Below are 19,912 nucleotides of genomic sequence, written 5' to 3'. Positions count from 1 at the left end.
CCCGGGACGGAGAGGGAGCCTTGGTCGGTGTTATTTTGGTCGGCGTTATTTTGCCGTCTTTTCGAATGTCCGCAACATCGCATTGCCGCGCGCGACCGCAGCATCCAGCGCTTCCTTGGCGGTCTTCTTGCCGGCAAGGGCTCCTTCCAGTTCTTCGGCCCAGAGGTCGCGCATCTGCACCATGTTGCCGAAGCGCAGGCCGCGGGAGTTTTCGGTCGGCTCCTTGTTGGTCAGTTCCTTCAGCGGCGTCTGCAGCGTCGGGTTCTTCTCGTAGAAGCCGTCCTTGACGGTCTTCTCATAGGCCGCCTTGGTGATCGGCAGGTAGCCGGACTTCTGGTGCAGATCGGCCTGGCGGTCGGTCGCGGACAGGAAGGTGAAGAACTTGGCGACGCCCTTGTATTCCTCAGGCTTCTTGCCGCCCATCACCCACAGCGAAGCGCCGCCGATGATCGAGTTCTGCGGCGCGCCCTGGACGTCGGGGTAGTAGGGCATCGGTGCCGAGGTGAAGTCGAACTTGGCGGTGCTCTTGGCGGTCGCGTAGTAACCCGACGAGGTCAGGAAGATCGCGCATTCGCCCGAGGCAAAGCGGTTCTCGCTGGCATTGGCGCGGCCCGCATAGTCGTAGGTCTTGTCCTTCTGAAGCTCGATCAGGTTCTCCAGATGCTTCACGTGCAGCGGCGAGTTGAATGTCAGTACGGTGTCGAAACCGTCGAGGCCATTCGCCTTGGTGCCGATCGGCGCGTTATGCCAGGCCGAGAACTGCTCGATATGCACCCAGCTCGCCCACGCATTGGAGAATCCGCAGGTCGTGTGCCCCGCTGCTTTAAGTTTCTTGGCGGCGTCGAACACTTCCGGCCAGGTTTTCGGAATCTCGGCGATGCCGGCCTTCTTCAATTCGTCCTTGTTGATCCACATCACCGTCGACGACGAATTGAAGGGGAATGACAGCATGTCGCCCTTCGAGGTCGAGTAGTAGCCAGTGATCGCCGGCAGGTAGGCCTTGGGGTCGAACGGCTCGCCGGCGTCTTTCATCAACTGGTAGACCGGCTTGATGGCGCCGGTGGCGCTCATCATCGTCGCGGTGCCGACTTCGAACACCTGAATGATGTGCGGCGCGGTGCCGGCGCGGAAGGCGGCGATGCCCGCATTCATGGTGTCGGGGTAGCTGCCCTTGAAGGTCGGGACGACCTTGTAGTCGGACTGGCTGGCGTTGAAATCCTCGGCGAGCTTGTTGACGATGTCGTTGTTGCCGCCGGTCATGGCGTGCCACCACTGGATCTCGGTCACAGCGTAGGCAGGCGTGGCGAGCGCCAGCGCAACCGTCACTGCCGCCGCTGCGCCGAATTTTCGAAGTGCCATGGAATCCTCCGGGTTGGGGTCGTCATCTTCGTTTCGCGCGATAACAGCGTCGGATGACGTGCAAATGACCCTATAAGCGAAAGGATGGTATTGGGAAAGCGGGCGTAAAGGGAAGCCGGAAAATAGGCGAAGGCCAAAGCTCTCCGTCGCCCCTGCCTAGCGCGCAATTGCGCACGGGAGCAGGGGCCCATAACCACAGGCGTGCGTTGCTGGGCCGTAGGTCCGTAGCCCGGATGGAGCGAAGCGCAATCCGGGACCGCTCACGCCGCTTGCACTTTTCCCGGATTTCGCTGCGCTCCATCCGGGCTACGAACTGGGTTTCCCGGCGCTCGCAGGGACGACCGCCTCAGCGCTTGCGCTCGTTGCCGCAGACCGCGCCCTTGCCGACCAGCGCCTCGATCTCGCCCTTGGAATAGCCGAACTCGCCGAGCACCTCTGATGTGTGCTGGCTGAATTTCGGCGGCGTCCGGCGCAGGCTCGGTTTTGTTCGTTCCAGCCGGATCGGGGAGGCGACGCCCTTGTACCAATCCTTCTCAATGATATCGCCGCGATGCAGCGTATGCGGATTGGTCAGCGCCTGGTCGATCTTCTGCACCGGACCTGCGGGTAGCCCGGCCGCCAGCAGGCGATTGCAGAGCGGCTCGGCCTCGTGCTGGCTGAACACGGCGGCGAGTTCGGCACGCAGCGCCTCACGGTTGGCAATGCGGTCCTTGTTACGGGCAAAGCGCGGATCGGTGCCGAGCTCGGGCTTGCCGATCTCCTTGGCGAGCTTGCGGAAGGTGCCGTCATTGCCGACGCCGATGAAGATGTTGTCGGTCTTGGTCGGAAAGATCGCATACGGCACCAGATTGGGGTGCTCGTTGCCGGTCAGCCCGGGCGGCTTGCCATGCATGAAATAATTCGCGGTGTGCGGATGCATGATCGCCAGACCAGTCTCGTACAGCGTGGTTTCCAGAAACTGACCGAGACCCGACCGCTGCCGTTCTGAGAGCGCCATCAGGATGCCGATCGCCGCATAAAGCCCGGTGGTGATGTCGACCAGGGGAACGCCGATCCGCATCGGGCCGCTTTCGGGCGAGCCGGTCGCCGCGATCATGCCGGTCATGGCCTGGATGATTGCGTCATAGCCGGGATTGCCGCCGCGCGGGCCGTTGGCGCCGAAGCCGGAAATCCGGCAATGCACCAGTTTTGGAAATTTCGCTCGCAGCACATCGTTGCCGATGCCCCATTTGTCGAGCGTGCCCGGCTTGAAATTCTCGATCAGGACGTCGGCGGTCTCCAGCATCTTCAGCAGCACCGCGCGGCCGCCTTCGGAGGCGAGGTCGAGCCCGATCGAGCGCTTGTTGCGGTTGATACCGACGAAATAGGCTGCGTCTTCCTCGTGGAATGGAGGGCCCCAGTCGCGCACCTCGTCGCCGGCCGGCGGTTCGACCTTGATAACGTCGGCGCCGTGGTCGGCGAGGATTTGCGTGCAATAGGGGCCGCCGAGCACACGCGTCAGATCGATCACGCGCAGGCCGGTCATTGCGCCGGGAGCGGCTACAGAACTCATGGACAAGAACCTTCGCTCAAGGAGAAAATCGAAGTCTTGAGCTAGCGGTCTTCAGGCGCGGCGGCAATGGCGTCTCGCGCACAGGCGCATGACGCCGCCGCCGTAGCAAAGTTGCGGAAAATTCTGTGGGGCGAACGGCCCGCTGGTATCAGCGGCGGGCCGTTCGAATCCCGTCGTCAGACGATTGTCAGGCGGACATCGATATTGCCGCGGGTGGCGTTGGAATACGGGCACACCTGATGCGCCTTCGCCACCAGGGCTTCCGCATCCGCCTTGGCAACGCCGGGCAGCGAGACGGCGAGTTCGACATCGAGGCCAAAGCCGCCAGCCGAACGCGGGCCGATGCCGACAGTGGAAGTGACAGTGGCGTCCGCGGGTACCTTCGGGCCGCCTTGCGAAGCTACGAACTTCATCGCGCCGATGAAGCAGGCGGCATAGCCGGCCGCAAACAGCTGCTCGGGATTGTTGCCGGCGCCACCGCCGCCGCCGAGTTCTTTCGGGGTCGCGAGCTTGACGTCGAGCGCGCCATCGAGGGTCGCGGCGGTGCCGTCACGGCCGCCGGTGGCCTTGGCGCTGGTCTTGTAGAGCACGTTCACGGACATGTGGTTCTCCCTGGGTTCGCCGTTTCGATGGATAATGTATTGCACGCAATTTGATTGTGCGCAATATAAATTATTGCAAGGTCCGCGATCTAATCGTATACAATTGAAATCAAGCGCTTACGGTTCCAGATCGGGGACAGGGGCGCGGTCCGTTGACGAGGTTGTGATGGCCAGGAAACACGCGGCCGACCTGCCGCTGAGACTCGATAATCAGCTCTGCTTTGCGGTGTATTCCACCGCGCACGCGTTCAACCGCGTCTACAAGCCGCTGCTCGACAAACTCGCTCTGACCTATCCGCAATATCTGGTCATGCTGGTGCTGTGGGAGCGCGACGGCGTGCCGGTGAAAGACATCGGCGAACGGCTGCTGCTGGATTCCGGTACGCTGACGCCGCTGCTCAAGCGGCTCGAGGCGGCCGAACTGGTCAGGCGCACGCGCAGCACCGAGGACGAGCGCCAGGTGCTGATCGCGCTGACGCCAAAGGGCGAAGCGCTGCGCGAGAAAGCGAGAGCGGTGCCGCAATCGATTCTCGCGGCGTCAGCCTGCTCGGTCGGCGAGCTCATGGCGATGAAGAACGAGATCGTCGCGTTGCGCGATCGGTTGAATGCGGTGTTGGGGGAGTAGCCCGTCTTCGCCGCGTGGACACTGTCAGAAGTGTTTCTTTGCAAATGCCCTGCCGGAGCCTGACTTCAGATATTTCTCGAACGCAAGGGCGGACTGCTCGTCGCTAAACGCGATGTAGGTCCTTAGCCGCCAAGGCCCATATTTTGAACTATGAGGCACTTCCCCGGCATTATGCTTCGCTAGGCGGGCGCGTAGATCTTCCGTGATGCCGACGTAGAAATGCTCAGAATCGAGACTCTCCAGGATGTAGACGTACTTCATGTGACCCACCTGCGTTGGATAAGAGCGGCAGGGTATCGCGTTTATGGGCCCGAGAAAGCTTGCCTAGCGGAAGCTTGCGAACTGAGTACTTACGGATGGAGCCCGCCGTCGCCCTTCGGGCTATGGCGAGGCAGCCTTCGCTCACTTCGCTACGAGGGACTTCCCGGGCTTGCCTAGCCGAAGCTCACGAAGCGAGCGAAGGCTGGTGGAGCCAGGCGGGATCGAACCGCCGACCTCTTGCATGCCATGCAAGCGCTCTCCCAGCTGAGCTATGGCCCCGTCACAGTCAAGGCACGGTCTCTTCCGACCATGCTCCCGCAAGCCTTGGGCGACTTGCGGGGGAGACCCAGAACACAGTTCTGGGCCGATCTCAAGTCTCTTCGTCGCCTCCGACATCACCGATGATGTCGGTAACGTCCTCATCGCCTTCTTCCTCGTCGGGAATGAAGGTGGAATCGTCGTCGTCATCGCCCTCGATGGTCTCGTCGATCTCGATGTCGTCTTCCGATTCGGGAACCACGGCCTTGACCTTGCCGGTATTCTCTTCGGCGTCGGCCTCTTCGAGCGAAACCAACTCTTCGGCCTCGGCGGCCTCGGGCAAATCGGCAGCGGCGGTGGCTGAAGCGGCAGCCGCGGCGCGTGCGGCATCGCCACGGGCGGCCCGGGGCGGCGCAATCGGCGCAATCGGCACGACCTCGCCAGTGTAGGGCGAGATCACCGGGTTCTTGTTCAGATCGTAGAATTTCTTACCCGTCGTCGGGCAAATGCGTTTGGTTCCGAGATCGGATTTGGCCACGTGTGGATCCTGGGAAATTCTGAAAAACGGTGCTTCACTTGGCTAGTTAAGGGGCTGGTGTCAATAGCGCTTTGAAGCATTTGACGACCGCGTGACGACGTGGGGCCCCTGTGGTACTGCCGCCCCCGCAAAGGACCACCATCTTGACCCATTCAACCACCCAAACCCCGCTGGAATCCCGCGCAAGCGGCCCATTGAGCGGCCAAGTCCGCGTTCCCGGCGACAAGTCGATTTCGCACCGCGCCCTCATCCTCGGGGCGCTTTCGGTCGGCGAAACCAGGATTTCCGGCCTGCTGGAGGGAGAGGACGTCCTCAATACCGCCAAATCGATGCAGGCGCTGGGCGCCAGGGTCGAGCGAACGGGGCCGTTTGCCTGGCAGGTCAGGGGCGTCGGCGTGGCGGGCTTCGCCCAGCCGGCTTCCCCGCTCGATTTCGGCAATTCCGGCACCGGCTGCCGGCTGGTGATGGGGGCGGTCGCGGGGTGCCCGATCACTGCCGTGTTTGACGGCGACGCCTCGCTGCGCTCCCGACCGATGCGCCGCATCCTCGATCCCCTGGAATTGATGGGGGCCAAAGCCGGTGAGAGCAAGGAAGGCGGCCGCCTGCCGCTGACGCTGCACGGCGCCCGCGATCCCGTGCCGATCCTGTACCGGACCCCCGTGGCTTCGGCCCAGATCAAGTCGGCGGTGCTGCTGGCGGGACTTGCCGCTCCCGGCATCACGACCGTCATCGAGCAGGAAGCCAGTCGCGACCACACCGAACTGATGCTGAAACATTTCGGCGCGGAGATCATCTCGACCACGGAAGGCAGCCATGGCCGCAGGATCGCGCTGACGGGCCAAGGCGAACTGCATGGCGCCGAGGTCGTGGTGCCTGCCGATCCGTCCTCGGCCGCATTCCCGATCGTGGCGGCGCTGGTCGTCGAGGGTTCGGACGTAACTTTTTCCGACGTCATGACCAATCCGCTGCGCACCGGGCTGTTCACGACGCTGCGCGAGATGGGCGCTTCGATCGAGGAAAGCGAAGTGCGCGGTGATGCCGGCGAGCCGATGGCCCGCTTGCGCGTGCGTGCTTCCAAAATGCGCGGCGTCGAGGTGCCGCCGGAGCGCGCGCCCTCGATGATCGACGAATATCTGGTGCTGGCGGTCGCAGCCTCCTTTGCCGAAGGCACCACCATCATGCGCGGCCTGCAGGAACTGCGCGTCAAGGAATCCGATCGGCTGGAGGCGACCGCCGCCATGCTGCGCGTCAACGGCGTCAAGGTCGAGATCGCGGGCGATGATTTGATCGTCGAAGGCCACGGCCACGTGCCCGGCGGCGGCCTCGTCGCCACCCACATGGATCACCGCATCGCGATGTCGGCGCTGGTGATGGGCTTGGCCTCCGACAAGCCGGTCAAGGTGGATGACACGGCTTTCATCGCCACCAGCTTCCCGGATTTCATCCCGATGATGCGAAAGCTCGGGGCGGAGTTTTCATAAGGCAGGAACGCGCTTCAGGATGGCGTCAGCCCGAGGCTCGCCACCGCCTCCAGCCAGACCGGCGCTTCTTCCCTGTATAGTTTCTGCGTCTCCTCAAAGGTCATCGCGGTGTCGTCGACGCCGAATGGTTTCATGACCTGCCGCACTTTTTCGCTCTTGCCGCCGGCGACCAGCAGCTTTGACAGTTTTTGAATGATTTCCGGCGGCGTCCCCGTAGGCACCACGCAGCACTGGAAGCCGGTCAGCTGGAACAGGCGCGGGGTCAAGCCCTGCTCAGTGAAGGTAGGAACGTCAGGTAATACCGACATGCGCTTGCGCGAGACGGCGACCGCATGGCCGCGGCCGCTCTGCAGGACGGGCAACGCCGCGCCGTAGCTGCCGTGGGCGCCGTCGATGAACCCGCCGGCAAGATCGGTCCACATCGGCGCTTCGCCGCGATAGTGGACCGGCTCGATCTTGAGACCATAATGCTTGTTCATCTCGACGATCGCCATATGCGCGTATGAGCCTGCGCCGTAGGTGCCAACGTTGACCTTCTCGGCTTTCCTCGCGTAGGCGACAAATTCGGCGAGCGTCTTGGCGCCGGTCTTCTCGCCGACCACGAACGGCAGGCTGCCCGCCGGCATGATCGAGACGATGACAAAATCCTTTTCGGCGTCGTAAGGGATGTCCTTGATCAGGACGCGGTTCATGATCATCGTCGTTGTGATCGTGAACATCAGCGTGTAGCCGTCGGGCGCGGCACGCTTGGCTTCGGCCGCTGCAACCGATCCGGAGGCGCCGGCCTTGTTTTCCACCACCACGTTCTGGCCGGTCTCGTTCCGGATATATTCGCCATAGGTGCGCGCAAACAAATCCGTCTGCCCTCCGGCCGGATAGCCAGCGATGATCTTGATTTGCCGGTTCGGCCAGTCGGTCTGCTGCGCGTCAGCCGAAGAGCCGGTCAGCTGAAACGCCGAGGCGGCTGCGGCACTTCCAATAAAGCGGCGTCGTGAAATGGCGCTCATCTTGTTTCCTCCGGCCGGTGCAATCTCGAACCGGCGTTGCGCCGGCCCACGGATGGCATTCTCAGGCGGTCGCCAGAATAGAGGTGCTGAGCGGCCCAGGGCGAAGACATTTGGACGCATCGGCCAGGCTTTCGGAATTCACGTCCCTCAGCGGCAGGCGCCACCTTTCCGGGAGACGAAATAACCTCTCCACGGCCTTGACCACATGGCCGCTCTGTCGCACATGGCTCCCATGATTATCGCCATCGACGGACCGGCGGCATCCGGCAAGGGCACGCTCGGCAAGCGGCTCGCTCACCATTACGGCTATCGCCACCTCGATACCGGCGTGATCTATCGCGCGGTGGCGAAAGCGCTGCTGGACGAGGGGTTTGATCTTACCGACGAGGCGCGGGCGGTAGCGGTTGCGATGGCGCTCGATCCCGAAAGCTTCGGCCATCCCGAATTGAAGACGCAGCGCATCGGCGATGCCGCCTCTGTCGTGTCGGCCATACCCAGCGTGCGCGAGGCGCTGGTCAATTTTCAGCGCCAGTTCGCGGCCGATCCGCCGGGCGCTGTGCTCGATGGGCGCGACATCGGAACCGTGATCTGCCCGAATGCCGATGTGAAGATCTTTGTCGTGGCCGACCCGCAGGTGCGGGCCCGTCGCCGGACGCTGGAAGCGCTGGCGCGTGGCGAAGCCGCCGACGAGGCGATGGTGCTGGCCGACATCCTCAAGCGCGATGAACGGGACAAGAACCGCGCCGCCGCGCCGCTCAAGGCGGCGGCGGACGCCCATATCCTCGACAATTCAAATCTCGACATCGAAGGCGGCGTTCGGGCTGCCATTGCGATCGTCGAAGCGGTCCGCGCCGGGCGGGGAAGTTCTCGGTAGCCTGCGTCAATCCGCTATAGCTGGCTCCTGAGTAAAAGTTTCCGATCAGTTCTTCGAGCGTGCGCGGTCGAACGGCAGTCGCTGTTCGGCCATCATGACGGGCTTCGATTTGGCGGCGGCAATCGCCTTGTCGGTCGCAAAAGCGGCCGGCTTGCCGGCAACGGCGGTGGCGACGGTAAAGACGGCGATGGCGGTCAGAGCGATCAGGCTCTTCATGGTGGCACCCCTGTTTTTGAACGGCGCCAACGTGGAGGGCGGCGCTTAAGGTCGGGTTCCATCTGGCCGGGGCTAGCGGGCCTTTCGCGTCATGCGGTCAACAAGGCGTTGAAAGCGCGGGCCTATGGTTAGCGTCCGTCAGCCTTAAGGGCCCGTAAATCAGGCATTTCCGGCTTGCCGAAAATGGCCCTTGGGGCTATATCCACGCCCATCCGGGCCGCCATCGATAAGATCAGGGCTGTCCGAGCGGGCCGGCGGGAGGTTTGAACCCCCGCCGTCATTGGAGGAAAGCCCGCTCCAGGTTCTTGAAGTCGATACGCTCGTTTCAGGCTCCGGATAAATCAAACGTACCGAACGTGCAGGCATGCTGCCGGCCCGCTTTTGCGCACTCCCGCAAACGCGGTCGTTGGGATTTGCGGACCCCGACACTTCACGCGCGATACGCCCTTTAACCCGAATGGCCGGCAATACCGCATCTGGAGAACATATGGCTTCGACTGCTGCTTCTTATAATCCTACCCGCGACGATTTCGCTGCAATGCTGGACGAGTCCTTCGCCGGCGGCAATCTGCAGGAAAGCTCCGTCATCAAGGGCAAGGTAGTTGCAATTGAAAAGGACATGGCCGTCATCGACGTCGGCCTGAAGACCGAGGGCCGCGTGGCGCTGCGCGAATTCGCCGGCCCCGGCCGCGAAAGCGATCTCAAGGTTGGCGACGAAGTCGAGGTGTTCCTCGACCGGATCGAGAATGCGCTCGGCGAAGCCGTGCTGTCGCGCGACAAGGCGCGCCGCGAGGAAAGCTGGGGCAAGCTCGAGAAGGCCTTCAACAACAACGAGAAGGTTCACGGCGTCATCTTCAACCAGGTCAAGGGCGGCTTCACGGTCGACCTCGACGGTGCCGTTGCCTTCCTGCCGCGCTCGCAGGTCGATATCCGCCCGATCCGCGATGTCGCGCCGCTGATGAACAACTCGCAGCCGTTCCAGATCCTCAAGATGGATCGCCGCCGCGGCAACATCGTGGTGTCGCGCCGCACGGTTCTCGAAGAGACCCGCGCCGAGCAGCGCCAGGAGCTGGTGCAGAACCTCGAAGAGGGTCAGGTGATCGACGGTGTGGTCAAGAACATCACCGATTACGGTGCGTTCGTTGATCTCGGCGGCATCGACGGCCTGCTTCACGTCACCGATATCGCCTGGCGCCGGGTCAACCACCCGACCGAAGTGCTCACCATCGGCCAGACGGTGAAGGTCAAGATCATCAAGATCAACCACGAGACCCACCGCATTTCGCTCGGCATGAAGCAGTTGCTGGACGATCCGTGGCAGGGCATCGAGGCGAAGTACCCGCTGAACGCGCGCTTCACCGGCCGCGTCACCAACATCACCGACTACGGCGCGTTCGTCGAACTGGAGCCGGGCATCGAAGGCCTGATCCACGTCTCGGAAATGTCGTGGACCAAGAAGAACATGCACCCCGGCAAGATCGTTTCGACCTCGCAGGAAGTCGAAGTGCAGGTTCTCGAAGTCGATTCGGTCAAGCGCCGCATCTCGCTCGGTCTCAAGCAGACCATGCGCAACCCCTGGGAAGTCTTCGTCGAGAAGTTTCCGGTCGGCTCGACGGTCGAAGGCGAGGTCAAGAACAAGACCGAGTTCGGTCTGTTCCTGGGTCTCGACGGCGACGTCGACGGCATGGTCCATCTGTCCGACCTCGACTGGAAGCTTCCGGGCGAGCAGGTCATCGACAACTTCAAGAAGGGCGACATGGTCAAGGCCGTGGTGCTCGACGTCGATGTCGAAAAGGAGCGCATCTCGCTCGGCGTCAAGCAGCTCGAAGGCGATCCCTTCGCGGAGCCGGGCGACGTCAAGAAGGGCGCGGTCGTGACCTGCGAAGTGCTCGAAGTGAAGGAAGCCGGCATCGAGGTGAAGATCTCGGGCACCGACTTCACCACCTTCATCAAGCGCTCCGAGCTCGCCCGTGACCGCAACGATCAGCGCGCCGAACGTTTCGCCGTCGGCGAGAAGGTCGATGCCCGCGTGATCCAGTTCGACAAGAAGGCCCGCAAGGTGCAGGTCTCGATCAAGGCGCTGGAAGTCGCCGAGGAGAAGGAAGCCATCGCGCAGTACGGCTCCTCCGATTCGGGAGCGACGCTGGGCGATATTCTCGGCACCGCGCTCAAGAACCGCGACAAGTAAGCTTTCGCTGCTTGCCTGCGACATCAGGCCCCGGTTTCGACCGGGGCCTTTTTTGTATCGTCATCCCGGCTGGACCTGTAGCCCGGATGGAGCGAAGCGCAATCCGGGATAACTCAACCCGCTTGCGAGGTTGCCCCGGATTTCGCTCCGCTCCATCCGGGCTACAATTGCCGGGCCTTGTTTTCTTCAAATTGCGTCGCAATTGATGTAATCAACTAACGCTACGCTCACGCTGCGGATGCAAAACGCGGTGGTTACTTCAGGAGAAATTCGATGTCGCTCGATTCGGACGTGATCGTCGATCGCCGCAGGATCCGCCGCAAGCTGACCTTCTGGCGCGTCGTGGCTGGCCTGGTTGCGATCGCGGCGATCGTCACCGTCGGCGCGATCGCGACAAGGAGCGGGCCGGCTGCGCTGACGACATCGGGATCGATCGCGCGGGTCAACATCGAAGGGCTGATCCGCAGCGACCAGCAACGCGTCGAGGCGCTGGAGCGGTTGGAGAAATCGAGCCATGCCGCCGTCATCGTGCACATCAATTCGCCTGGCGGCACCACGGCCGGCTCCGAGCAACTCTATGACGCGCTGGTGCGCCTGAAGGCCAAGAAGCCGCTGGTCGTGGTGGTCGAGGGGCTGGCCGCCTCGGGCGGTTACATCACGGCGATGGCCGCCGATCATATCGTCGCCCGCCAGAGCTCGCTGGTCGGTTCGATCGGCGTGCTGTTCCAGTTCCCGAATTTCACCGAGCTGATGAAGACGGTGGGCGTCAAGGTCGAGGAAGTGAAATCCTCGCCGTTGAAGGCCGCGCCCAACGGTTTCGAGCCGACCAGCCCGGAGGCGCGTGCCGCGCTCGACGCGCTGGTGAAGGATTCCTATGCCTGGTTCCGCGGCCTGGTGAAGGAGCGGCGCGGCATGGACGAAGTACTACTCGAAAAGGTTGCGGACGGGCGGGTGTTCACCGGCCGTCAGGCGGTCGAACTGAAGCTGGTCGATCAGCTCGGTGATGAAAAAGCCGCCGTTGCCTGGCTGGTTGCCGAAAAGAAGATCAAGAGCGACCTGCCGGTGCGCGATTTCAAGCTGACACCGCAATTCGGGGACCTGACGTTCCTGCGCGCGGCAGCATCCATCGCGTTCGATGCGCTCGGCTTGAGTTCCATCGCGCGCCAGATCGAGCAGGCCGGCGTTGCCCAGGCGGTCGATCAGCTTGCGCTCGACGGCATGTTGGCGCTGTGGCGCCCGGCCGCCACCAACTGAGCCGCATCGGCTGCGCTTCGTCACCTTCTCCCGCACTGCGGGTGTCGTCACAAACCCCTCCGGGCGGCTTGTGACGCCATTTCGCGTTGCCCAAAAGTGATTTAGCGTCTTGACAGTTCAAGGTATTTTCACGGAAATGGATTCCGCACGACCCCGGATCCCAACTTCGATGATCAAATCCGAACTTGTTCAGCGCATCGCCGAGCACAACCCGCACCTCTATCAGCGGGATGTGGAGAACATTGTGAACGCGATCCTCGATGAGATCGTCGCGGCGCTAGCGCGCGGCGACCGTGTCGAGCTGCGCGGTTTCGGCGCTTTCTCGGTCAAGCATCGCCCGGCGCGCGCGGGGCGCAATCCACGCACCGGCGCGCATGTGCCGGTCGACCAGAAGAGCGTCCCGTTCTTCAAGACCGGCAAGGAAATGCGCGAGCGGCTGAACCGCGACAACGGTTCGCCCGAGGCCGGCGTATAGGCGCTTTTCGGGTTTAACGATTTGTAGCCGTGTTGCAGGGTTTTGTGCCTGCCGTTCTCCATCACTACAAGAGATGGTCATGCGAAAGTTCTTCACGGCGCTGGTCGTCATTCCCCTAGGGCTAATCTTTATCGTCTTTGCGGTCGCCAACCGCCATTTCGTGACGGTGTCGTTCGATCCCTTCAATTCGACCGATCCGGCGATCGCAGTGTCGATGCCGCTGTTCGCCGTGATCATTGCGGTGGCCATTCTGGGGGTGGCGGCGGGAGGCATGGCGACCTGGTTCCGGCAGCGCCACTGGCGCCGCGCGGCGCGCCAGCATGAGGCGGATGCCCGCCGGGCGCGGGCGGAGACGGCCGATTTGCGGGCTGCGGCGGCGGTTTCCCGGGTCGATCAGCAGCGGCTTCCGGCACCGTCCCAGTACGGATTCTATGGGGTCGCCGGGCGAGACAAGCAGGGCGCGACGTTGTAGAACCCGCCCCGTCAGCCCTGTTCCAGTCGGTTACGGGGCTCGAAATCCGTGCCCGAGAGACCATGCCTCTGCTCGTCAAAATTTGTGGCCTGTCCACGCGCGAGACGCTCGACGCCGCGCTTGAGGCGGGTGCCGACATGGTGGGATTCGTGTTCTTCCCGCCGTCGCCGCGCCATCTCAGCCTCGAGACCGCGCGGGAACTCGGCCGGCAGGCCAAGGGCCGCGCCGCCAAGGTGGCGCTGACGGTCGATGCCGACGACGCCACGCTGGAAAACATCGTCGAGACGCTGCGGCCGGATCTCTTGCAGCTGCACGGCAAGGAACCCATCGCGCGGGTGCGTGACATCAAGGCGAAGTTCGCACTGCCGGTCATGAAGGTGATTGCGGTCGAAACGTCGGCCGATCTCGCCGTGCTGCCGGGCTATGCCAGCGTCGCCGATCGCATCCTGTTCGATGCCCGCGCGCCCAAGGGCGCCACCCGTCCCGGCGGGTTGGGGGCCGTGTTCGACTGGCACGTTTTGGAAAAGCTCGACCTCCAGCTGCCCTTCATGGTCTCGGGCGGGCTTTCCGCCGGCAATGTCGCGGAGGCGGTCCGCGTTACCTGCGCCGGCGGCGTCGATGTATCCTCCGGCGTCGAAAGCGCGCCCGGCGTCAAGGATCCCGAGATGATCCGCCATTTCATTCGCGCCGCGCGCGCCACCGAAGAATTGATGGTCCGATGAATCCAAACCTGCCCAATTCATTCCGCACCGGTCCTGACGAGCGCGGGCATTTCGGCAATTTCGGCGGCCGCTTTGTCGCGGAAACGCTGATGCCGCTGATCCTCGATCTGGAAAAGGCCTATGCGGCGGCCAAGGCCGATCCATCGTTCCAGGCCGAGATGAACGGCTACCTGAAGGATTATGTCGGCCGGCCGTCGCCGCTCTATTTTGCCGAACGCCTGACCGAGCATCTCGGCGGTGCCAAGATTTATCTGAAGCGCGAGGAGCTCAACCACACCGGCTCGCACAAGGTGAACAACGTGCTTGGCCAGATCATGGTCGCGCGGCGCATGGGCAAGAAGCGCATCATTGCCGAGACCGGCGCTGGCCAGCATGGCGTTGCCACCGCGACGCTGTGCGCGCGCTTTGGGCTGGAATGCGTGGTCTATATGGGCGCAGTCGACGTCGCCCGTCAGGCGCCGAACGTGTTCCGCATGGAGATGCTGGGCGCCAAGGTCGTTCCGGTGCAGTCGGGCACGCGCACGCTAAAGGACGCGATGAATGAGGCGCTGCGCGACTGGGTCACCAACGTGCACAACACATTCTATTGCATCGGCACGGTGGCGGGCCCGCACCCCTATCCGATGATGGTGCGCGACTTCCAATCAGTCATTGGCGACGAGACCCGCAAGCAGATGATGGAGTCCGAAGGCCGTCTGCCGAACTCGCTGGTCGCCTGCATCGGCGGCGGCTCCAATGCGATGGGCTTGTTCCATCCATTCCTCGATGATCCCTCCGTCGAAATTTTTGGCGTCGAAGCCGCCGGTCACGGCCTGACGCAGCTGCATGCGGCGTCGATTGCCGGCGGCCGTCCCGGCGTGCTGCACGGCAACCGCACCTATCTCTTGATGGACGATGACGGCCAGATCCAGGACGCGCATTCGATCTCGGCGGGGCTCGACTATCCCGGCATCGGGCCGGAGCATTCCTGGCTGCACGAGACCGGCCGCGTCACCTATCTGTCGGCGACCGACGACGAAGCGCTCGCCGCCTTTATGCTGCTGTCACGGCTGGAGGGCATCCCGCCGGCGCTGGAATCCGCGCATGCGATCGCCAAGCTCACGGAGCTCGCGCCCAAGCGGCCGAAAGATCATCTGATGGTGGTCAATCTGTCCGGCCGTGGCGACAAGGACATTCCGCAGATCACGGAGATTTTGAAAGGCAAGAAGCTGTGACCACCCGCATCGACGCACGCTTTGCCGAACTCAAGAAAGAGGGCCGCTCGGCTTTCGTCACCTTCCTGATGGCCGGCGATCCGGACCCTGCGACGTCGCTCGACATCATCAAGGCGCTGCCGAAGGCGGGCGCCGACATCATCGAGATCGGCATGCCCTTCACCGATCCGATGGCGGACGGGCCCTCGATCCAGGCGGCGGGCCTGCGCGCGCTGAAGGCCGGCATGACGCTGAAGAAGACGCTGGAGATGGTGCGCGGCTTCCGCAAGGACGACAACACCACGCCGCTGGTGCTGATGGGTTACTACAATCCGATCTACATCTATGGCGTCGACAAGTTCCTCGCCGATGCCAAGACGGCCGGCGTCGATGGCCTGATCCTCGTCGACCTGCCGCCTGAGGAGGACGACGAGCTGTGCATTCCCGCGCTGAAGGCCGGGCTCAACTTCATCCGACTGGCGACGCCGACCACCGATGACAAGCGCCTGCCGGCCGTGCTCGCGAACACTTCCGGCTTTGTCTACTACGTCTCGATCACCGGTATCACAGGCGCAGCTGCGGCCGACTCGACGGTCGTCGGGGACGCCGTGGCACGGATCAAGCGCCACACCAAACTGCCGGTGTGTGTCGGCTTCGGCATCCGCACCCCGCAGGCGGCGCGGGCGATTGCCGAGAAGGCCAACGGCGCCGTGGTCGGTACCGCGCTGGTCGACGCGTTGCGCGACAGCCTGGATACGAAGGGGCAGGCGACCACCAAGACGGTCGCGGCGGTGGCCGATCTCGTGGCCTCCCTGGCGCAGGGTGTCCGCGGGGCGAAGCAGGCGGCTGAATAAGCCACAATTGCTTGCCAATTGGACCGAAAGGGGCGGCTTGCCCGGAGTGATTCGGGCCGCCATATATTCCAGTTAATGCGTCCAACCGCATTCGGAGCGAAACATGAATTGGCTCACCAATGTCGTCCGGCCGAAGATCCGCAACATCCTGCGCCGCGAGACGCCGGAGAATCTGTGGATCAAGTGCCCGGATTCCGGGCAGCTCGTGTTCTACAAGGACGTCGAGGCCAACCAGTTCGTCATTCCCGGCTCGAACTACCACATGCGCATGGGCGCGGTGGCGCGGCTTAAGTCGATCTTCGACAATGAGACCTGGTACGACATCGCGCTGCCGGAAGTGACGGCCGATCCGCTCAAGTTCCGCGACGAGCGCAAATATGTCGATCGCATCAAGGATGCGCGCGCCAAGACCGGGCTGAACGACGCCATCAAGGTCGGCTACGGCAAGCTGGAGGGCGCCGGCGTCGTCATCGCGGTGCAGGATTTCGATTTCATGGGCGGTTCGCTCGGCATGGCCGCGGGCGAGGCGATCGTGCGCGGGCTCGAGCTTGCGGTGGAAAAGAAGTCGCCATTCATCATGTTCGCGGCCTCGGGCGGCGCGCGGATGCAGGAAGGCATCCTGTCGCTGATGCAGATGCCGCGCACCACCGTCGGCGTGCAGATGCTGCGCGAAGCGAAGCTGCCCTACATCGTGGTGCTGACCAATCCGACCACCGGCGGCGTCACCGCATCCTATGCCATGCTGGGTGACGTGCAGATTGCCGAACCCGGCGCGCTGATCGGCTTTGCCGGCGCGCGCGTGATCGAGCAGACCATCCGCGAGAAACTGCCGGAAGGATTCCAGCGCGCCGAATATCTGCTCGATCACGGCATGATCGACATGGTCGTGCATCGCCACGAGATGCGTCCGACGCTGGCGCGGCTGTGCCGGATCTTGACCAAATCCCCGGCGCTCGAAGCCGCCTCGAAGCCTTTGCCGCAGGTCACGGATCCGGCGCAGATCGTCTCGGCGCCGGAAGCCGTGCCGGCTGCGCCCCACGCGTGAATCTACCTGCCGCCAAACCCCAGCCGCTCGGTGATTTGATCGCGCGGCTGTCTGCCCTGCATCCGAAGCGCATCGATCTCAGCCTCGATCGCATGCACCGCCTGCTGGCGCGGCTCGATCATCCGGAAGCCCTGTTGCCGCCGGTGATCCATATCGCGGGCACCAACGGCAAGGGTTCGACCATCGCCTATCTGCGCGCGATCCTCGAGGCCGCAGGCCTGCGCGTGCACGTCTATACCTCGCCTTACCTGGTCAGGATCAACGAATGCTTCCGCATCGGCGAGAAGGGCGGTGGCCGGCTGGCTGATGATGCCGAGTTGCGCCGGGTGCTGGAGCACTGCGAACAGGTCAATGCGGGCGAGCCGATCACGATTTTCGAGATGGAGACCGCGGCGGCGTTTTGCCTGTTCGCGGAGCATGAGGCCGATGTCGTGCTGCTGGAAACCGGTCTTGGCGGACGGCTCGACGCCACCAACGTCATCGACAGGCCGATTGCGACGGTCATCACGCCCGTCAGCATGGATCACACGGAATTCCTTGGCAGCACGCTGACCGCGATCGCCGGCGAAAAGGCCGCCATCATCAAGCGCGGAGCGCCGGTGATTTGCGCCGAGCAGGCGCCGGAAGCGATGTCGGTGATCGAGACGCAGGGAAAGCGCATGCGCGCGGCGCTGCATGCGGCCGGACAGCAATGGCATGTCGGCGTCGAGTGCGGGCGGCTGGTCTATCAGGACGAGCGCGGCCTGATGGATCTTGCGGCGCCAAAACTGTTCGGGCGGCATCAATTCGATAATGCCGGTCTTGCGATCGCAACGTTGCGGGCGATCGAGGCGTTCAAAATCAGCATGCCGGCATTCGAGGCCGGCATCGTCAATGCCGAATGGCCGGCGCGGATGCAGCGGCTGGTTTCCGGCGCGCTGGTCGATCAGGGGCCGAAGGGGTGCGAGATCTGGCTCGATGGCGCGCATAATGCGGAAGGCGGACGTGTCACGGCTGCGGCGCTCGGCGATCTCGAAGAGCGCGTGTCGCGCCCGCTGGTGGTGATCGCGGGCATGATGGCGAACAAGGATGCGGGTGCATTTCTCGCCAATTTCGCCGGCCTGACGCGGCACATCATGGCGGTGTCGATTCCCGGCCGCGACAATGCGATGTCGCCGGACCGGCTGGCGGATGCGGCGCGCGCGCTCGGCATGCGCGTGGAAAATGCTGCAAGCGTCGAAGCCGCGCTACATGCGCTGTCGCGGCTGGCTTACGAAGTGCCGCCGCGCATCCTGATCACCGGCTCGCTCTATCTTGCCGGCCATGTGCTTGCGATCAACGGCACGCCGCCGGGATAACGTCCGAAGAAAAATTAGTCCGTAGAAAATTAAATGGCCGCTGAAATTGCTTCCAGCGGCCGCCCGGGTAGAAATATCGATTATTTATGAACTAGCCAGCCCCGGTCTTTGCAAACTCTAGCCAAAGTGCCGCCACACTGCGAGTCGGAACTCGGGTTCCGCCCTAGAACCAAAGAAGAATGTTGCAGGCTGGTTTCACCCAAATGAGTTAGGTGACCTAACATCGTTCTTGCAGCGCCGTACAACCATAACTGTCGAAAGCTGGAATTAACATGCGCTTTGCCGCGATTGCCGATGTGCACGGAAACTATCTCGCGCTCGAAGCCGTGCTGGCCGACATCGGCGCGCAGGGTATTGCCGAGATCGTCAATCTCGGCGACATGGCAAGCGGCCCGCTCGACGCGCGGCGAACCATGGACGCGCTGATGGCGCTCGATGCCGTTCACGTGCTCGGCAATCATGATCGCTGGCTGATCGACCGGCCGGTCGAGCAGATGGGTTTGTGGGAGCGGCCCGCCTATGCGCAACTCGGCATCGAGCATCTCGACTGGTTGCGTACGTTGCCATCGACGCAGATATTTCGCGATCAGGTGTTTCTCTGCCACGCCACACCTGCCGACGATAACGTCTACTGGCTTGAGACAGTGACGCCTGATGGCTCGGTCAGGATGTCGCCGCTGGAGGCGATCGAGAAAGAAGCGGAGGGAATTTCGCAGTCGCTGATTCTGTGCGCGCACACCCACATCGCGCGGGCGGTGCGACTCGGCGACGGGCGTTTGGTGGTCAATCCCGGTAGCGTCGGCGTTCCCGGCTTTTCTTATAACGTTCCGTTCCCGCACCTGATAGAGGCGGGCACGCCCGACGCCCGCTACGCGATTCTGGAATTCGCCGATGCGTCCTGGCGCGTAACCTTTCGCCATGTGCCCTACGATCACGATGCGATGGCAGCATTGGCGCGACAGAACGGCGACGCTGAGTTTGCATCTGCGCTTTCGACGGGATGGATCCGCTGAAAAATCCGTAGCCTGTAGCCCGGGTGGAGCGCAGCGTAACCCGGGATAGCTTCAGCCGCTTGCGAGAAAGCCCCGGGTTACGCTTCGCTGTACCCGGGGCTACGAGATCATTCGCGACAAAAACAAAACGGCCGGCTTTGCGCCGGCCGTTTCACAATCAGCAAATCGAAAGCCGATCAGACCGCGGCGGTAATCCACTGCTGCAGCTTCGCCTTCGGCGCGGCGCCGACCTGACGGGAGGCCATCTCGCCGCCCTTGAAGATCATCAGGGTCGGGATCGACATCACGCCGTATTTCGAGGCCGTCTTCGGGCTCTCGTCGACGTTCAGCTTCACGATCTTGACCTTGTCGCCCATGGCGCCGGAAATCTCGTCGAGCGCAGGCGCGATCATGCGGCAGGGGCCGCACCATTCAGCCCAGAAATCGACGACCACCGGCCCGGTCGCCTTGAGCACTTCGGCTTCGAAATCGGCGTCAGAAACCTTGCCAACGGCCATGGGAATTACCTCGTTCGGTTAGGAATTAAGGGGCGCGGGATGAGAATCGCGCCCGCAATGATAGGATCAAACCTATGAACGCCATCCTG

At 63.1% G+C, this 19,912-nt stretch carries 21 protein-coding genes and 1 tRNA gene; 13 read left to right on the top strand and 9 right to left on the bottom strand.

Features of this window, described 5'->3' with window-relative positions; translation table 11 throughout:
• Window positions 1-45: 45 nt before the first annotated feature.
• From ugpB to C7G61_RS03950, 3 genes are all read right to left on the bottom strand, one after another.
• Window positions 46-1,359: a sn-glycerol-3-phosphate ABC transporter substrate-binding protein UgpB gene (gene ugpB, locus C7G61_RS03960; RefSeq protein ID WP_108512709.1), complete on the bottom strand. Its 1,314-nt coding sequence runs from the start codon at window positions 1,357-1,359 to the stop codon at window positions 46-48.
• Between the two features lie 346 nt (window positions 1,360-1,705).
• Window positions 1,706-2,911 carry a CaiB/BaiF CoA transferase family protein gene (locus tag C7G61_RS03955; protein ID WP_108512708.1) on the bottom strand — a complete coding sequence of 402 codons (1,206 nt, stop codon included), beginning with the start codon at window positions 2,909-2,911 and terminating at the stop codon, window positions 1,706-1,708.
• A gap of 176 nt (window positions 2,912-3,087) precedes the next feature.
• The gene (locus C7G61_RS03950) at window positions 3,088-3,513 is read right to left on the bottom strand and encodes an organic hydroperoxide resistance protein (RefSeq protein WP_108512707.1); all 426 of its coding nucleotides are present in this window, start codon (window positions 3,511-3,513) and stop codon (window positions 3,088-3,090) included.
• A 166-nt stretch (window positions 3,514-3,679) separates the two neighbouring features.
• On the opposite strand from C7G61_RS03950, the gene C7G61_RS03945 reads away from it, so the two are divergent.
• Window positions 3,680-4,138, top strand: coding sequence for a MarR family winged helix-turn-helix transcriptional regulator (locus C7G61_RS03945; RefSeq protein ID WP_108512706.1), 459 nt, complete (start codon window positions 3,680-3,682; stop codon window positions 4,136-4,138).
• Window positions 4,139-4,162: 24 nt separating this feature from the next.
• Here the strand turns inward: C7G61_RS03945 and C7G61_RS03940 are convergent, their stop codons facing one another.
• The 3 genes from C7G61_RS03940 to C7G61_RS03930 form a co-directional block, all read right to left on the bottom strand.
• Window positions 4,163-4,399 (bottom strand): GIY-YIG nuclease family protein, encoded by a 237-nt coding sequence (locus C7G61_RS03940; RefSeq protein ID WP_108512705.1) that lies wholly within the window; start codon window positions 4,397-4,399, stop codon window positions 4,163-4,165.
• A 203-nt stretch (window positions 4,400-4,602) separates the two neighbouring features.
• Window positions 4,603-4,678: transfer RNA gene (locus tag C7G61_RS03935), tRNA-Ala, on the bottom strand.
• Between the two features lie 91 nt (window positions 4,679-4,769).
• Window positions 4,770-5,195 (bottom strand): TIGR02300 family protein, encoded by a 426-nt coding sequence (locus C7G61_RS03930; RefSeq protein ID WP_108512704.1) that lies wholly within the window; start codon window positions 5,193-5,195, stop codon window positions 4,770-4,772.
• 143 nt (window positions 5,196-5,338) lie between these two features.
• Here C7G61_RS03930 and aroA point away from each other — a divergent pair, with 143 nt between their 5' ends.
• Complete coding sequence (aroA, locus tag C7G61_RS03925; protein ID WP_108512703.1) at window positions 5,339-6,676, top strand: 3-phosphoshikimate 1-carboxyvinyltransferase; 1,338 nt, start codon at window positions 5,339-5,341, stop codon at window positions 6,674-6,676.
• Between the two features lie 14 nt (window positions 6,677-6,690).
• Here the strand turns inward: aroA and C7G61_RS03920 are convergent, their stop codons facing one another.
• The gene (locus C7G61_RS03920) at window positions 6,691-7,683 is read right to left on the bottom strand and encodes a Bug family tripartite tricarboxylate transporter substrate binding protein (protein WP_108512702.1); all 993 of its coding nucleotides are present in this window, start codon (window positions 7,681-7,683) and stop codon (window positions 6,691-6,693) included.
• A 232-nt stretch (window positions 7,684-7,915) separates the two neighbouring features.
• Between C7G61_RS03920 and cmk the strand changes: the two genes are divergently transcribed.
• Window positions 7,916-8,557 carry a (d)CMP kinase gene (gene cmk / locus C7G61_RS03915; protein ID WP_108512845.1) on the top strand — a complete coding sequence of 214 codons (642 nt, stop codon included), beginning with the start codon at window positions 7,916-7,918 and terminating at the stop codon, window positions 8,555-8,557.
• Window positions 8,558-8,602: 45 nt separating this feature from the next.
• On the opposite strand, the gene C7G61_RS44445 is transcribed toward cmk, so the two are convergent.
• Window positions 8,603-8,773, bottom strand: a complete 171-nt coding sequence (locus C7G61_RS44445; RefSeq protein WP_190241643.1) for a hypothetical protein — start codon at window positions 8,771-8,773, stop codon at window positions 8,603-8,605.
• Between the two features lie 457 nt (window positions 8,774-9,230).
• On the opposite strand from C7G61_RS44445, the gene rpsA reads away from it, so the two are divergent.
• The 10 genes from rpsA to C7G61_RS03860 all read left to right on the top strand — a co-directional run bounded on the left by rpsA (window position 9,231) and on the right by C7G61_RS03860 (window position 19,326).
• Window positions 9,231-10,961, top strand: a complete 1,731-nt coding sequence (rpsA, locus tag C7G61_RS03905) for a 30S ribosomal protein S1 (RefSeq protein WP_108512700.1) — start codon at window positions 9,231-9,233, stop codon at window positions 10,959-10,961.
• 273 nt (window positions 10,962-11,234) lie between these two features.
• Window positions 11,235-12,215, top strand: coding sequence for a signal peptide peptidase SppA (sppA, locus tag C7G61_RS03900; protein WP_108512699.1), 981 nt, complete (start codon window positions 11,235-11,237; stop codon window positions 12,213-12,215).
• Between the two features lie 169 nt (window positions 12,216-12,384).
• Complete coding sequence (locus C7G61_RS03895) at window positions 12,385-12,690, top strand: integration host factor subunit beta (RefSeq protein ID WP_108512698.1); 306 nt, start codon at window positions 12,385-12,387, stop codon at window positions 12,688-12,690.
• Window positions 12,691-12,769: 79 nt separating this feature from the next.
• Window positions 12,770-13,162 (top strand): LapA family protein, encoded by a 393-nt coding sequence (locus tag C7G61_RS03890; protein ID WP_190241641.1) that lies wholly within the window; start codon window positions 12,770-12,772, stop codon window positions 13,160-13,162.
• A 62-nt stretch (window positions 13,163-13,224) separates the two neighbouring features.
• Window positions 13,225-13,884, top strand: coding sequence for a phosphoribosylanthranilate isomerase (locus tag C7G61_RS03885; protein WP_108512696.1), 660 nt, complete (start codon window positions 13,225-13,227; stop codon window positions 13,882-13,884).
• The gene (gene trpB / locus C7G61_RS03880) at window positions 13,881-15,098 is read left to right on the top strand and encodes a tryptophan synthase subunit beta (protein ID WP_108512695.1); all 1,218 of its coding nucleotides are present in this window, start codon (window positions 13,881-13,883) and stop codon (window positions 15,096-15,098) included. The genes C7G61_RS03885 and trpB overlap by 4 nt, the downstream gene beginning before the upstream one ends.
• Complete coding sequence (gene trpA / locus C7G61_RS03875; RefSeq protein WP_108512694.1) at window positions 15,095-15,931, top strand: tryptophan synthase subunit alpha; 837 nt, start codon at window positions 15,095-15,097, stop codon at window positions 15,929-15,931. Before trpB ends, trpA begins: the two co-directional genes overlap by 4 nt.
• A 103-nt stretch (window positions 15,932-16,034) precedes the next feature.
• Window positions 16,035-16,976 carry an acetyl-CoA carboxylase, carboxyltransferase subunit beta gene (accD, locus tag C7G61_RS03870; RefSeq protein ID WP_108512693.1) on the top strand — a complete coding sequence of 314 codons (942 nt, stop codon included), beginning with the start codon at window positions 16,035-16,037 and terminating at the stop codon, window positions 16,974-16,976.
• Window positions 16,973-18,313 carry a bifunctional folylpolyglutamate synthase/dihydrofolate synthase gene (locus C7G61_RS03865; protein ID WP_108512692.1) on the top strand — a complete coding sequence of 447 codons (1,341 nt, stop codon included), beginning with the start codon at window positions 16,973-16,975 and terminating at the stop codon, window positions 18,311-18,313. The genes accD and C7G61_RS03865 overlap by 4 nt, the downstream gene beginning before the upstream one ends.
• Before the next feature lie 272 nt (window positions 18,314-18,585).
• Complete coding sequence (locus C7G61_RS03860; protein ID WP_108512691.1) at window positions 18,586-19,326, top strand: metallophosphoesterase family protein; 741 nt, start codon at window positions 18,586-18,588, stop codon at window positions 19,324-19,326.
• 176 nt (window positions 19,327-19,502) lie between these two features.
• On the opposite strand, the gene trxA is transcribed toward C7G61_RS03860, so the two are convergent.
• Complete coding sequence (gene trxA, locus C7G61_RS03855; RefSeq protein ID WP_016847387.1) at window positions 19,503-19,823, bottom strand: thioredoxin; 321 nt, start codon at window positions 19,821-19,823, stop codon at window positions 19,503-19,505.
• Between the last annotated feature and the right edge of the window lie 89 nt (window positions 19,824-19,912).

Origin of the sequence: Bradyrhizobium algeriense (assembly GCF_003062295.1) — a bacterium.
GTDB lineage: Bacteria > Pseudomonadota > Alphaproteobacteria > Rhizobiales > Xanthobacteraceae > Bradyrhizobium > Bradyrhizobium algeriense.
This window is presented reverse-complemented; position numbering and strand designations above follow the sequence as displayed.